The organism is Njordella aestuarii, from assembly GCF_056494165.1.
The window spans coordinates 2,595,677-2,611,533 of the sequence record NZ_CM151397.1 but is presented as its reverse complement, the minus strand read 5'-3'; the positions used below and the strand labels follow the sequence as shown (position 1 = coordinate 2,611,533).

At 51.0% G+C, this 15,857-nt stretch carries 4 protein-coding genes; all 4 read right to left on the bottom strand.

Annotation, left to right across the window (positions count from 1 at the left end; all coding sequences use genetic code 11):
- Positions 1 to 10: 10 nt before the first annotated feature.
- Genes SH451x_RS10150 through SH451x_RS10135 form a run of 4 tightly spaced genes read right to left on the bottom strand, consistent with a single transcriptional unit; the run spans position 11 to position 15,804 of the window.
- Entirely contained in the window at positions 11 to 1,264 is a 1,254-nt protein-coding gene (locus SH451x_RS10150) for an efflux RND transporter periplasmic adaptor subunit (RefSeq protein ID WP_479362345.1), read from the bottom strand.
- Entirely contained in the window at positions 1,261 to 2,907 is a 1,647-nt protein-coding gene (locus tag SH451x_RS10145) for a cyclic peptide export ABC transporter (protein ID WP_479362344.1), read from the bottom strand. Before SH451x_RS10145 ends, SH451x_RS10150 begins: the two co-directional genes overlap by 4 nt.
- Positions 2,904 to 13,391 (bottom strand): non-ribosomal peptide synthetase, encoded by a 10,488-nt coding sequence (locus tag SH451x_RS10140; RefSeq protein ID WP_479362343.1) that lies wholly within the window; start codon positions 13,389 to 13,391, stop codon positions 2,904 to 2,906. The genes SH451x_RS10145 and SH451x_RS10140 overlap by 4 nt, the downstream gene beginning before the upstream one ends.
- Positions 13,384 to 15,804 (bottom strand): type I polyketide synthase, encoded by a 2,421-nt coding sequence (locus SH451x_RS10135; protein WP_479362342.1) that lies wholly within the window; start codon positions 15,802 to 15,804, stop codon positions 13,384 to 13,386. The genes SH451x_RS10140 and SH451x_RS10135 overlap by 8 nt, the downstream gene beginning before the upstream one ends.
- Between the last annotated feature and the right edge of the window lie 53 nt (positions 15,805 to 15,857).

Here is a 15,857-nt window from a genome sequence, read left to right as displayed (position 1 = left end):
GTTGCTCCCGTTATTTTTGGTTCGTTACGCGCGACACAAAGCTCGAGACAAAGTCTTGCTTCTTCTTCTGGACCAGACCGATAACCACCGCGTTATTGTCTTCTAGTGCGTCGCTCGCTATCTCTGTCTGTACTCCGTCAGAAATACCAGGTTCAACTTCAAGTGGACGGACAAAGCCAGGCGTATCTTGCACCCACAATGTCGGCTTCTCGACTTGCACGACCATTTTCCCAGGCTCCATCGACATAGTTGCTTCCACTAAATGCGAACCACGGAACTCGGGAGCGACTTCTTGTGCGGAAGGTTTCCAACGTAGAGCTTGATTTGGTACCAACAGAACGTCGGAGCGTTTCGTCACTTCGAACTGCAGGTTGGCGGTCATGTACGGCAACAGCTTACCGTCGTTGTTCTCGATCTCAACGATAACTCCATACGTCACAACGCTGTGCGCCGTGCTCGCGTTCAATCGAATTTGTGCGACCTTACCAAAAAATGTTTCGTCACGATAAGCATCGACGCTAAAACTCACACTTTGGCCAATATGAACTTGTCCAATATCAGCTTCGTTGACAGCAGCCCAGACCTGCATGCGACTCAAGTCTTTTGCGATCAGAAATAAGCTGGGCGCGTTTAGCCCGGCGACTACAGTTTGCCCGACGTTAACGCGTCGGTCTAAAATTATGCCATCGATAGGTGAACGTATGGTTGCAAAATCGAGATTGATCCTCGCTTGCTTCAACGCGATTTCAGCTTGTTTCACTTTCGCTTGGGCAATGGCCACTTCTGCTTCCGCAACACGGGCAGCAGTTCTCGCCGCTTCAAACTCACTTTCAGAAGCGGTTTCACGTATCTGTTCAGCTCGAGCAAGGTCACGCGCAGCCTGTTGTTCCTGTTCCGTGACACGAAATTTTTCCGCCTTTGCAAGTACAAGGTCGGCCTGAGCTCTTTCAAGCTCGGCGACGTATGGCACGTCATCCAACTGGGCGATCACGGAGCCCTTTTTCACTTTCGACACATAGTCTATTGTCTTGTTAGGATTTTCGAGATCTGGCCCAAAGCTCTTAATTCGACCAACGATCTGTGCCCCAACATCGACAACTTCGACCGGTTCGATCGTCCCCGTCGCAGTGATCGCATGAATAAGATCGCCCCGTTCAATCTTGACCGTTCTAAATTCAGCAACTTCCTGCGTGTCTTCGTTGACATAAAGGTAGCCAACGCCACCGACGATCGCAGCAAAAAATAGTAAGCCTAGCAGTTTCATAAATTCTCGTTAACCTCGAACAGTGCTGGAACACTTGCGTGTTGATCGACAATTCGACCGGCATCTAGCCTAACAACACGATCCGCATGATGGAAATATTGATCGTCGTGGGATATGACTACCACGGCTTTGCCACTACTTTGCAAAGCTGGCAGAATCTCTTCGTAAAACACTCGTTTGTACACGGGGTCTTGATCGGCTGCCCACTCGTCGAACACGTAAATTGGACGGTCTTCCAAGTACGCAGTCAGTAGCGCGAGCCGTTTACGTTGCCCCTTGGACAGGTCGATCGTCGAAAGTTTGCCTTGATCAACTTTAACGAAGCGGTCTAGCTCCAGGTGCTTGAGCAACGACACAAGATGATCTTCGCGACGACTGTGCTCCAAACCAAGTAGTGAATCGAACAGCACAGGTTCCGCGAAAACGACGGAAAAAAGCTGACGATACGCTTCTAAATTTTCATCGAGAACGCGTTTCCCATCAAGCTTAATTTCGCCCGCGCCCGCAACATATAAACCGGTAAGTAGCTTGAGGAAGGTCGTTTTGCCGCTTCCATTGCCACCAACCACAAAGATAACTTCGCCCGGCGAAAGTTCGAAATCGACAGGACCAAATGCAAATGCACGCTCCGTTGAATGGCGATCATAGTTGAATTCAACGCTTGAAAATTGAAGCGTGGTGAACTGATTGGCAATTCTTAAGGGCGGCTCATCGGCCTCGGGTGTAATTGCGGCGCCCAGCTCTCGAATTTTTTGCAATGAAACATTGGCTCGCGACATCAGAGGAATCCACGCGATAATCCGCTCCAGTGGCGTCATCAAATAAAGGATCGTCAACACGCACCCAGTCAGGTTCGCTGCAGTCATGCCTTCGCTTCTCGGCATTACAAAAATGAGGACACCAATCGCAATAAAGAATGTCAGACGCCCCCAACTGATTGCTGCCGCCTGAATGCTATAGCCTATCGTTTGGTTGCGTCGAACTTCGGCATTGGTCGACGTAAGCATGTCGTTTGCAAAAGCGTCCCGGCGTTGTCGATGCATCTTCAGCTCTTTCATGCCGTCAACCAAATTTCGAAGGTGCAGCATCAGAATGTCTTGTGCATCCCGCCCCCGAGTCAAATACTTCTTCGCAAATCCCGCCGTCATTTGATACGTCAGAAAACCTGCTACGATGAATGCAACCGCGGCGAACAGTACTTTGAGTGACAAGCTTCCGAGATAAACAAGCCCAAACACCAACGCCAGCAGGTTGCCGCATAACACAGGTATGCCTTGAACAGCCATGGCAATCATGCTGACATCCGTCGTGAGCGCCGACAGCGCGCGGAAAGTACCGATGGATTCAAGCTGACGTAGTGGTATTGCAAGAATTCTCAGGCATAGACTATTGAGAAGATCTGATACTGAGCGTTGCGAGACACGTGTCAGCAGAACTTGCGATCCTACATTCGTTACGATGATGATCGCACATAGTGTTGCGAACAAGGCAGCATCAAACCCGTTCGTCAGGCTCGAATCCTGCAAAACTTGATGGATTAATGCAATCAGCCCAACTGTTGCGAGCGCATTTAGTGCGCTCATGAGGATTGCAACTGACGACTCAACCCAAGATGCACGCAGCAGCATAAGAATCAACTTCATGATTTCCCTCCGCTGCTTCGATTGGGATCGACGATCACTCGTTCAACCAGCGAAGCGAGTTCGACGACTTCCGGTTTCGCCATCATACTGTAGTGCGATCCCGCTGTCTGGAAAGATGTGAATCGCTGACAAATCTTCTTCCATCGCGGGTCAACGGGTCGAACTGGACGAGCCGCTTGAACTAAGATAGCCTCCCCAGGGTAAGTAACCACTGTATGCCTAGCAATCGCTTGCAGATGAGCTTTGCAGACAGTTGCAAGTCGCCTAATCTCGGCTGCGCTACTATCGTTCACTTTCTCATCTCCCAAGACGCGTGATTTCTCTAAGATCAGATTCCATTGTTTTTCGATACTTAGCTTCTTGAGCGACTTGAGCGGAATTCCTAGCCGTGGAGCGATCTGTTTGACCACGGACTCGTCGGTGACCGCTTCCAATGATCGATCGCGGAGGCTTAAATGCGTATCCAAGAGAATGAGCGGTGACACTTGCTCGTTCGCCTGCAGCAGTTGGCGACCTATTTCCATTGCAAGTAAACCGCCCATGGACCAACCAATCAGCTGGTAAGGTCCAGAAGCCTGTTGCGACCGAATAGCTTCGCAGTACACGGTGGCCATCTTCACTAGATCATCATGCGGATCGTGTCGACCATCTATCCCCAGTCCTTGCAGTGCAAAAACAGGCCGCTGAAGCATCAACTCTCGCGCAAACGGTATAAAATTGACGATGTGCCCACCCAGACCATGGATGCAGAAGATCGGCAAACCCTTACTTTCCGAGTTTAATCGCACCAGATATTCTTCGGGCGGGATCGGCGATAGAGCAGTAACATCGCTACGCGGAACGAGTCTCGTTGGTTTTGGTGATAGCTGTAGTGGTTGAGTTGACTCGATCGCTTCGCCAATCAAGCGTGCCGCCGTACGAATGGTAGGTGCCGAGAACAACTGCGAGACTGGAATGTCGACTTTGTACTTTGAGCGAATCTGGCCGCCAATCTTGACCACCAGCAGAGAGTGACCGCCTAAATCGAAGAAATTGTCGTCTACACTGACGCTCTCGACGCCAAGAGTTTGCTGCCAAAGCTCGACAAGTTCTCGTTCAACGTCGTTACTCGGTGCAACGATTGTTCGAGGTTCGGCAGCATTCTGTTCTGGTTTCGGTAGCGAACGACGATCGACCTTTCCGCTAACGGTAAGTGGTAAGCGGTCCAGCACAACAACAGCAGATGGTATCATGTACTCCGGCAGTTTTGCCGCGGCAAACTCGCGCAAGTTCTTCTCGAGCTCGCCCGTGTGTTCTGGCTCCTTCGCAACACAATACGCCACAAGTCGCCGATCTCCGTTAAAATCAACGTCAAGCACTGCGATTTCACGTACGTTTACATGTGCTGCTAGAACCGCTTCGATCTCGCCGAGCTCAATTCGGAACCCTCGAATCTTGACTTGTCTATCTACGCGACCGAAAAACGCCAAGTTGCCGTCCGGCAGCCAGCGGACTAAATCACCCGTTCGATAGATCCGCTGCGAATTGTCCCAAGGAGCAGCAATGAACCGTTCCGAGGTCAACGCGTGGTCGTTCAAATAGCCTCGCGCAACGCCGATGCCACCAATATAAAGTTCCCCGAGACAACCTCGTGGGAGAAGTCTTTGGCGGGAATCGAGTACGTAAACCTGATAGTTCGGTAGTGGTTTACCAATTGAAATGATGCCGTGTTGATTGCGTTGCTCACTCGTTACCTGATAACTTGTTGCGCAGATCGTTGTTTCTGTCGGGCCATAGCCATTGGTCACTGTCGCGTGCTGGGCGAGAAAATTGACATCATCAAAATGAAGTGCTTCTCCTCCACTTAAAATATGCCTTAACGAAGGCATCTTCGTCTGCGCGGCGTTCAAGCGAGCTAGCACAGTTGGCGCCGCGGCGACAATCGACACTGAATATCGATTGACGAAGTTCGCTAGGCCATCAACGTCCAAGCGTTCGTCCTTGGTCGGAATAACAATCGTAGCGCCCGAGCACAGCGTTGGGAAGATCTCATTGATAGAAACGTCGAACGACAGCGATGTGTTGTGCAAAATCCTATCGGCCGGCCCCGTACGGTACGTTTCAATAAAGGATTGCACTACATTGATGACACTTCGATGCTCAACCAAAACGCCTTTGGGCTTACCCGTTGAACCCGATGTAAAGATTGCGTATGCCAAATTATCTGGCTGAACTTTTGGCAAGGACTTCGGTGAACTTTTTCCATCGGCAGAATCTTCAATGAGGCAGATTGAATCGATTCGAGCCCGTTCGAGCTTAGATCGGTGCTCTTGTGAAGTGACCGCGATCCTGGCCTGGGAGTCCGTCACAATTTGCTGGATACGTTCCGTTGGCAGCTGAGGGTCGAGCGAAACAAACGCGCCGCCAGCTCGCAGAACGGCAAGCATCGAAACAATAGCGTCAGTTGATCGGTCGAAGCAAATCGGAACGAGCGTGTCACGCGTGACTCCAAGTGACACAAGCCGGTGTGCAAGATGACTTGACTTGGCAGTAAGCGCTTCGAAAGTCAATGCCCCCTGAGCCGATTCAATTGCAGTTGCATAGGGCGTTTTTGCGGCCTGTTCTAAGACTAAATCGTGCAAGTTTGTTTGAGTGCGATAGGCTCGCGTTGTGTCATTCATCGACTCGAGCAACTGGCGGCATTCTTCAGTAGGTATCGCGTTCAGCTCTCCGACCGCTTCGTCGGGTCCGTTGATTGCACTCTGAAGCAACGCCTGGTACTGATTCGAAATTGCAGCGATTGTTGATTCGTCGAACATTGACGCATCGTAGCCCCACCAGCCCGACAGGCTATCACCCGATTCGACTAAGTTCAACATTAAGGCGAATTCAGCGTTATGCTCTGTTTCACCAGTCGAGAATGCTTCGATGGAAATCTCCCCTGTTCTGTTAGTCAACGCAGAGCCGCTTGCCTGAAGCACATTGAGCATTACTTGCGCAAAGGGATGTTGCCCGCCCGAGCGATCTGGTTTTAGCTCAGCAACCAATTGGTCGAAAGGAAGATCTTGGTGCTGGAAGGATTCTATCGTTGATTCTCGAATCGAATTAAGTTGGTGGAGAAAACTAACCCCGTCGCTCACTTGGTTTCGCAAAACGATCGTATTCACGAAAAACCCAACAATTGCTTGGGTCTCGGTTCTGTTGCGGCCTAAAATTGGGACAGCAATGCTAACGTCAGACTGTTGAGCGTAACGTCGCAATAGGATATTGAGTACCGTCAGATGGAGTACGAATGTCGTAACCCTTTGCTGTTGTGCAAACTTACGTGCTTGCGCTTGTAGGTCAGCCGGTAAACTAAACGCTAGACGCTCGCCACGAGACTTGTGCGATGAATGCGTATGATCAGCTGGCAAGCGAAGTGGCTCAACATCTGCAAGCTTGCGACGCCAGAACTCGACTAGTGCTGTCCGTGTTTCACCGTCCAACATCCGCCGTTGCCATTCCGAGAAATCGCGGTAACGATAATCCAGCGCTGGCAGATAGTGCGGTTTGCCTCGGACAAGCGCTTCGTAGATCACCGAGATCTCACGAAGCAGGATTTGAATCGACCAACCATCGATAACGATATGGTGCGCAGCAATAACTAACACGTACTCGTCTGAGGCGATTTGCATCAGTGCGACTCGCAGCAATGGCGCCGCCGTGAAATCGAACGGTTGGGAAGCAAACTCGACTGCTTTCGCGCGTACGTAGTCAGCATCAGTTGCCGTATCCTGTGATGAAAGATCAACGAACTCCAGTTGAGCTTTCGTACCTGATGCACCGACCACCTGCATCGGTACATCCTGAACCATTTCGAAGCTAGTTCGGAGCGATTCATGCCGATCGACAAGTGTATCGATTGTTTGCTGAAGCAAATCGAATTCGACCGGTCCGCGAATCAGAACTGCCGCGTGGAAATTGTACGCAGATGTACCTGGATTTAACTGTTGCAAGAACCAGAAGCGTTGCTGACCGTAGGACATTTCACTCCGGAAAGAGACGGCAGCGCGTTTGAAATCGATACGATCGGATACGACCTCGATTGACTGCAGGGTGTCGATTTGCGTAGCGATTGCGCGTACGGTCGGGTTCGCAAAGAGGTCGGACATCGGTAAATCGATTGCGAATCGATCACGCAACTTCGAGACAAGCCGCAATCCTATCAAGGAACTGCCGCCGAGTGCGAAGAAATCGTCCGTAGCACTCACTCGGTCGCGCCCGAGAACTTCAGCAAACAGTTCTGCGACAATCGATTCTGTGGGACTGCCGGCGGGAACCAGTTCATGCTCAACGGCACTCGCTTCCCAGTTCAACGGTGGCAACGCCTTGCGGTTCACTTTACCGCTGGACGTTAACGGAATCGCAGGCAAACTGACGAAAATCGTAGGTAGCATGTGCGCTGGAAGCGATCCAGCGAGGAACCCTCGAAGTTCATCGCTGCTGGCTGCGGTCGGACCTGAGCTTACAATGTAAGCTCCTATCTGCGGGTCGCCATTTGCCGTTTGCTCGACCACAACGACTGCGTCGCGAACTGATGAATGCTTCCGCAGTGCGATTTCAATCTCGCTGAGTTCGATTCTGAATCCACGGATCTTGACTTGGTGATCGGCACGCCCAAAGAACTCAAGCTTGCCATCTTCCCGCCAACAAACGATATCGCCCGTGCGATACATCCGAATATTGTCGCGTTCTCCAAACACTTGCAATTCAAATTGATCGGCAACAAACTTCTCCGCAGTGAGTTCGTCTCGATGCAAGTATCCATCCGCGACGCTCAATCCGCCCAGATACAACTCACCACGCACGCCAATCGGAACTGCTTGAAGATTCTGATTTAAGACATAGGCAGTCGTGTTATTCATCGGCCTTCCAATTGGCAGCCGCTCCGAGTGCATATCATCTGGTAGAAGCTCCGTCACAGTTGCGACCACGGTCGTCTCGGTAGGACCATAACTGTTGAGCAATCGGATATTGCTCCCAAGCGTAAACCATTGACGAAGTCGGTCAGGCAGTGCAGCTTCGCCACCGACGATGATGGTCCGAATGTTGGAAGGAACAAGCAGTGATTTTGCGTCGGCTTCGTGCACAATCTCATGCCAAAATCCCGTCGGGAGGCTCAGCACACTAATTTTGTGATCATTGCAACTTTGGAAAAACTTTCTTACTGAGTCGAGCATCGAGTTATCACGGAGCACCAGCGTTGCATTGTTGAGAAGTGCCAAGAAGACTTCTTCAACGTGAGCGTCGAAACTGATCGAAGCGAATTGTAACAGGCGGTCCTCGTCGCGGACTCCGTACGCATCCGTGGCAGCGAAGACATACGCAACGACCGCTCTGTGAGAAAGGACGACGCCTTTTGGCTGCCCGGTGGAGCCTGATGTGTAGATTACATACGCCGTCGCCTCAGGAGCTAGTGTTTGCGCTAAGTTTTCTTGCGACTGAAGGTCAATCTGATTTGTCTGGCGAACTTGCGTGATGAAACTGAGATCAAGCTCTCGATAAGCGTCTTCGATGCTATTTGAAATCAAATGCTTGACCTTGCTATCGAGCAAAGTAGCGCAATTCCGTGACGCTGGTGCTTTTTCATCAAGTGGTAAGTAGCCAGCCCCCGCTTTCAATACACCTAACAAAGCGATAAAAAGATCGATCGAACGTGGCAATTGAATCGCCACGAGCATTCCGGGTTGGACTCCAACCGATTGTAGTTGTCGTGCAAACTGATTGGCCGCCGCGTTTAAATCCGAATAGCTGATTTCGACATTCCCATCGACAATCGCAACTTTTTGCGGCGTTGTCCGAGCAGCTTGTTCGAATAAAGTGTGAAGGCAGGTCGACGTGCTGGAGTGTTGAATCGGTTGCCCGGCGGGAAATTCAAATGACTGGATCAGCTCTTTATCTGACGAGCTTCGCAACTCGATTTGCGCCGGAGCTACCGAAGCATGTTCAGTCGCCTGCTCAAGAATGGCATGCATCGATTCAACAATTCGTTGTATCGTCGAGGTCTTGAATAAGTCGACGTTGTACACCAAGCGACCAGTGTATGTATCGTCTTGCTCTTGCAGGACAAGATTCAAATCGAAATACGAAGAATGTGAAGGTGCGCCGTTGAGAGGCTCGAACGCTAATTCGGAGTTCTGACCAGCTAGTGGCGCATTGTTATGTAGCACGAACATCACTTGGAACAACGGATGACGGCTCGAATCTCGCGGCGGATTGACGGTACCGACAACTTGATCCAAAGTGAGATCTTGATGCTCAAATGCGTCCAGAACCGTCTGTTGAGTTCGATGAAGAACCGCCTCAAACGTATCGGCCCCATCTAGATCCGTTCGAAGGACCAGCATGTTGATAAAGTAACCAATCAATCCCTCGAGTTCATGCTTGCGCCGATTTGCAACGGGCGAGCCAATCGCAAAGTCGTTTTGTCCAGAGAATCGTGCAAGTGTGAGCTGGAAAGCCGCCAAGAATACCATGAACGGCGTTACACCGTTTGCACGCGAGCATTCACGGACTCGAGCAGCAATCTTCGGCGACATCGATATTTCGACGGAATCACCACGTGTAGTACGAATACTTGGCCGCGGCCGATCAGTAACCAAATCAAGGGCCGGTACCTCTCGTAGTTTCTCCCGCCAATATTCCTGCAGCTTCGCAAGGCGGTCACCTTGCAAAATCGAACGTTGCCAGACAGCCCAATCTGCATACTGTATTGGGAGTGCTGGCAGATTTGGGCTCCGATCATGGCGGATATCTTCGTAAGCCGTCAAGATCTCTCGTGCAAGCACACCTAGCGACCAGCCATCATGCACAATATGGTGCCAAGCGACCAAGATGATATGCTCAGTCTCAGACAGCTTCGCAATATCCAATCGGATAATCGGTCCGTTCTGCAGATCGATTCCTTGCGATGTGCGCTGACCTATCCAAGCTTCAATATTTCGTTGTTGCGTCTCTTTGTCTTGATCACTCAAATCGGTTAACCCGATGTTAGGCATACTCGGGAGTGCAATAAGTTGAACCGGTCGACCATCGATTTGCGGAAAAGTCGTCCTGAGAACTTCGTGGCGGCTGATCACTTCGTGAAGAGCAAGCTGCAAGGCACTGATCGACAGCAGGCCTCTTACACGCAACATCGGATACGTCGTATAAGCGCCGCTTTGCGGGTTCATCGCATCCAGGAACCAGAGTGCTTCCTGTGCAAGTGACAAAGGAGACTCGTCCGTCGTACTGCGACGCGTGATAGGTGGCAACGCGTGATGGTCAGATTTATCGGCGGTTTCTATGCGAACTGCGAGTTTGCGAATCGTCGGTTCCTCAAAGATCACGCGCAGTGGTAACGCGATATTGAGCTGTGATTCAATCCTTGCCATCACTTGCGCCGCTAGCAACGAATGTCCGCCGACAGTGAAAAAACTCGCATCGGTACTGATCGGCTTACGGCGAAGCACTTCTTCCCAAATCGCGAGAATTGCCGCCTCAATTTTTGTTCGAGGCTCGACGATCTCCGCAGTTAAAGCCGTTCGACTTAAGACGTCAGGTTTTGGAAGAATGCGACGATTCACCTTGCCATTGGGAAGCAGTGGGAGTTCCGGCAAAAAGATGAAACGTTCCGGAACCATCGCGTTGGGTAAACGTTCAGCTAAGTACGCCGCCAGTTCGTGCTCAGACAGTCGTGCATCATTCTTTGCGACGCAATAAGCAACTAAAAACTTTTCGCCTGAGTCATTCGCAGCCGCAAGCACGACGCAGGATTTTACGGCATCATAGCGAGAGATTGTTGCCGCAACTTCAGCAGGTTCAACGCGCACACCGCGTATCTTGACTTGGTCATCCAGCCGCCCCAGAATCTCAAGTTCACCGTTTGGCAAGCAACGACCGCGATCACCGGTGTAATAAACTAAGTCGAGCGGATCTTCGGTGAACGGGTTTGCGCGAAAATTAGTCTGGCTCTCAATCGTCCGGTCGAGATAACCATAACTTCGATAAGGCGTACGGATGGCAATCTCCCCCGGTTCGCCTACGCCACAAAGCCGTGTGTCAGCCAGCACTAACCCTTGAGCTTCCGGTAGTGTGCGGCCTACGCTTTGAATGCCGCTTGTCGGATTTTCATCAATGATCTTAAAACACTTGGCTAGCGTCGTTTCCGTCGGGCCGTACAAATTAACAATCTGTGCGTTGCTAAAGGTTTTAACAAGAGTTCCGCAAAGAGTATCCGAAAGCGGCTCACCCGCAGAAAACAACCATCGCAGTGTCGGACATGTCTGCTTGTGATCCCCACTCAGCCAATGCCGCATCAAGCTCGGCACCGAATGCATAGCAGTGATTCGTTGACGATCGAGCCACTGAACGATTGTTGGAGACAAAACGGCATCGCTGCTATTAGGGATGCACAACGTTGAACCGCTAATAAGCGGCAGAAACACATCGCGTAAAACTACGTCAAAGGAAAGTGCCGTAAGTTGAGCGATACGATCGCTTGCCTCGATACCAAACGTCTGTCGTTGCCACAAAAGGAAGTGACTAAGACCTTGGGAACTTCCCAAAATCGCCTTCGGCTTACCGGTTGAACCCGAGGTGTAAAAAATGTACGCTGGCCGATCATCGGGATTATGAACGTAATCGCAAGGCAAAGAACCGCCAGGCAAAGACTCATAGCCGATCTTTTGCAATGCTCCATTTTCAGTCGAAGTGATTCTGATTAAAAGGCTCGTGCCAGCAAGCCGCAGCATTTCGGACTGCCGTTCAGCAGGCAAGTTCGGATCGATGCACAAAAGTATGCGACCGCTCTTCTGGATAGCGAGCATCGCCGCGATAAGCTCGACGGACTTTTCCCCGACGACTGCGACGACGGCCTCAGGTGCATCAGAGCGAACTTCAATCTCTTCAGATATTTGATCAACTAAGGTCGCAAGTTCGCTGTAAGAAAGTTGGCGTCCGATATGCTCGACTGCCACACCGCTAGGATTCTGCTCTACTGCAAGGAGAAAAAGATCATTGACTGTAGGCAACTTCTTATAGTGTATCGGCTGCGCTGGATCTGGGAGATTTCGTAGAGTACTCGGACAAACTAAACTGAATGCACTCAGTTCCTGGTTAGGCGAGTGGGCGATTTGCTTCAGCAGCCACACATACTGATCGAGCATAATCTTGGCTCGTTCAGCCGTGAATAAGTCTGCGTTGTAGACGAGCCGCAATTCTAATTCTGCGGCTTTCGGCGTAGCATAAAGCGTGATGTCAAACTTTGCCATGTGTTCTGGCAACTCGACATGCTCGAGCTTGACGCCTGGCAGGTCCATTTCGGGCAGGTCAAAGCTCATCAAGTTAAGCATAACTTGAAAAAATGGTGTTCTGTTCGAACTGCGATCGATCGGAATCTCTTCCAGCAACCGCTCGAACGGAACATCCTGGTGGCTGAACGCTCCCATCGCGTTGTTGCGCACACGCGTCAACAGTTCACCAAAAGTCTGATTTGGCGCGACCGATGAACGAATGGCTAGCGTATTAAGAAAACATCCGATCAGCCCTTCTAGTTCCTGCCGATTTCGCCCGGCAACTGGTGTTCCGACGACGATATCATCTTGCCCGCTTAACCGCGCCAGTTGCAATTTAAGAGCGGCTAGTAACGTCATGAATGGCGTTGCTGCATGCCGTCCCGAAATTTTCTTAAGCTCGGTCCACACCTCTGCGTCCAGCGACACAACTACGCTCGCGCCACGATTCCCGGTAGACTGCTGACGAGGAAAATCGGTTGGCAGTTCAAGCACTGGCGCATTCGATAGCAACTCGCGCCAGTAAGCGACCTGTTGATTTTCGAACGCTTCGTTTTCACTATCCTTTTGCCAAACAGCATAATCTGCATACTGGATTTCGAGTTCATCGAATACCGGCTCAACACCTTGTACTAGCGCTTTGTAGCACTCCGTGAATTCTTTGGTTAGCACTCCTAGTGACCAACCATCAGAAACCGCATGGTGCATCGTGAATAGCGCGATATGCTCCAAATCAGAAACCCGCAGCAGCCCGACTCGAACAAGCTGGCCTGATTCTAAATCGAATGACCTGGACGTGAACCGTAGAATTTCTTCGTCGATTCGCGACGTCAGATCGCCCGGCAGCACTTCCGATAGGTCGCATACCGTAACTTGCATGGACCATGGGTCCAAGATACGCTGCATCGGACGGCCATCGCGTTTAACAAGTGCAGTTCGAAGAGTCTCGTATCGTTCTATCAAGATGTTCATCGATCGTTCGATCAATGGAACACTGATTCGACCGCGCATACGAATCGCAGCCGAAATGTTGTAGACCGGATTTCCCGGCGTCAGCTGATCAAGTACCCACAGTCGCTCTTGAGCATACGATGTGGCAAACTCAGATCCATCTGCTTCCTGGTTCAATAGCTCTTCAAGCATCTCAAGCCGCTGATCTGGCGAGAGGCCTGCGAGGTCGAATTCGCTATTCATTCCCGTCCCTCACGTCCGATGGCGTTGGTCGCCGCAGCACGAGCAAATCTTGAATCTGACGGTCCGTTAGGTTGGCAAGCTGTGAGGTTGCAGGGCTGCGCGTTGGCTTGCGTTGTAAACGAGGAATCTTATTCGACTGCGCGGGAGGTGTCGCTACCGGTTGCGTCGTAAAGTTACTCTCCTTGAGCGTTGGTTCGCTGGCCGCCGAACGGCAATCAACTGTGAGACGTGCTGCAGAATCGCTGTAGTTATTCTTGAGGTAGTTTGCTAACTTTGCCACCGTCTGGCTTTCAAACAACGCCATAAAGTGAATCTGTTCGTTGAGTTCTGACTGCAACAGATTTAGGAGGCTTCCAGCTTGCATCGAATCGCCGCCCAATTCGAAGAAGTTATCGTGTATTCCGACGCGATCGATGCCCAGCACTCTCGACCAGCGGTTCGCAAGAGCCTGTTCCAGCGTCGTCGACGGCGCAACATACTCGGTGCTCAACTCCGCTCGGGCAGCTTTGTCCTGTCCGTCTGCCAACGAAGAATCAACTAACTGGTTATCGATTGGTTGCTCTGCATGGGATTTACAAAGCCTAGCCGCTGAGCCGCTTCGCTGCGAAGCCATCAATACATTTTCCGGAATAGCGGCATTCTCGAGCCAGAACTTCTTATGCTGCCACGCGTATTTCGGAAGGTCAACCACGTTGTAAGGCGAAGCAAATATCGCTTTCCAGTCTAGTTCTTCTCGGTCGATAAATGTCTTGACAATTCCAGTCGCCTGTGGGAAATCGTGCATACTTTGCAGCATTGTCGCTGCTTCTGCTTTTGAACTCGCTTCGATTCCAGCGCGAATGCGATGATGTTCACGTCTCAACGCGGCATTGGCGCAGATGTCGTACCAAGAAGTATCGGTCGCGTTGAGGTAACTTGCGTATTTGCTCGCAAGTGCCTTCAGAGCGGCCTTGGATTTGGCCGAAAAGACCAACGGCAAACGAAGTTCAGGTGTTATTTGAGACGCCCGAGCAGGTCGCAAAGCGTCACTTGCACGCAGAATCAAATGTGCATTGCTGCCCCCAAATCCAAATGCGCTGACACCCGCCACATACTCACCGCCAGTTGTTTGCCAAGGCTCAGTTGCGCGGACTACTCGCAGCGAACCTTTATCGTTCGGTATGTTTGGATTGAGCCGCTCATGATTGATGGTTGCCGGCAATTGTTCATGCAGCATCGACAATGCGACCTTGATAACGCTAACAACACCACTTGCTGTCTCGGTGTGGCCTAGGTTCGTTTTAACTGACCCGATTCGCAAAGGATCCTGTGCGGATCGATTTTTTGCCATAACATTCTGTAACGCAATCGCTTCAATCGCATCGCCGATCAAGGTTCCAGTTGAGTGCGCTTCGACGTATTGAACGGCGTCGGGGGATATTTTCGCCGATTTGCACGCAGCCTCCAGCAGCAGCTCTTGTGATTCTCGGCGCGGCGCAGAGAGTCCATTTCCAGTCCCGTTGTGGTTGACTGCGCCTCCGGCAATAGTTGCGTATATGCGATCGCCGTTGGCCAGTGCAGCGGAAAGTGGCTTTAGCATTACAACTCCAGCGGCTTCGCTGCGAACATACCCGTCCGCATTTGCATCGAACGAACGAATTGTGCCATGCGGCGAACAAACACCAGCCTTCGTAAGGTTAATCGTGGTCAGTGGATTGAGAGTGAGGTTCACACCACCAACGATTGCAGCGGAACATTCTCCTGCGCGGATGCTGGAACATGCCTGCTGCATAGCCACCAAGGATGATGAGCATGCTGTATCAATTGCATAACTGGGGCCATGCCAGTCGAATGCATAAGAGATTCGGTTCGCTGCTCCGGCCAATGCGTTACCAAGACTTGCATAAGGGTTACCGGCAGTCGAATCTCCAATAATTTTGCCGATATATTCAGCGATTCCAATACCGATAAAAACTCCTGTGGCTGTCCCACGCAATGACTTCGCCTGACTGCCAGCGTCTTCCAATGCTTCCCAAGCGAGTTCAAGCAAGAGTCGTTGCTGTGGATCAATTATCAATGCTTCGCGTTCAGAAATGCCGAAAAATTGATTGTCGAATTGACCTACATCGTGGATGAAGCCACCGCGACGCGTGTTCATTTTCCCCGGCACTGACGGATCAGCATCATAGAAGGCGTCGACATCCCATCGATCGGAAGGCACTTCTTCGATCGCGCTTTGCTGATTGACTAAGAGATTCCAGTAACCATCCAAAGTCGTGATTCCACCAGGCAGCCGACATGCCATTCCAATGATGGCAATAGGCTCACTTTCACGTTGCTCAATTCTCGCAAGCCGCGCCTGAGTCTCTTTAAGAGCGTACACTGCGCGCTGCAGTGGAGTCATATTCTCGAAGCGCGCTGAATGATCGGACATATTGATTGATGTAGTAACTTGGTTGTACGATTCATGGATGAAGCAGATGTAAC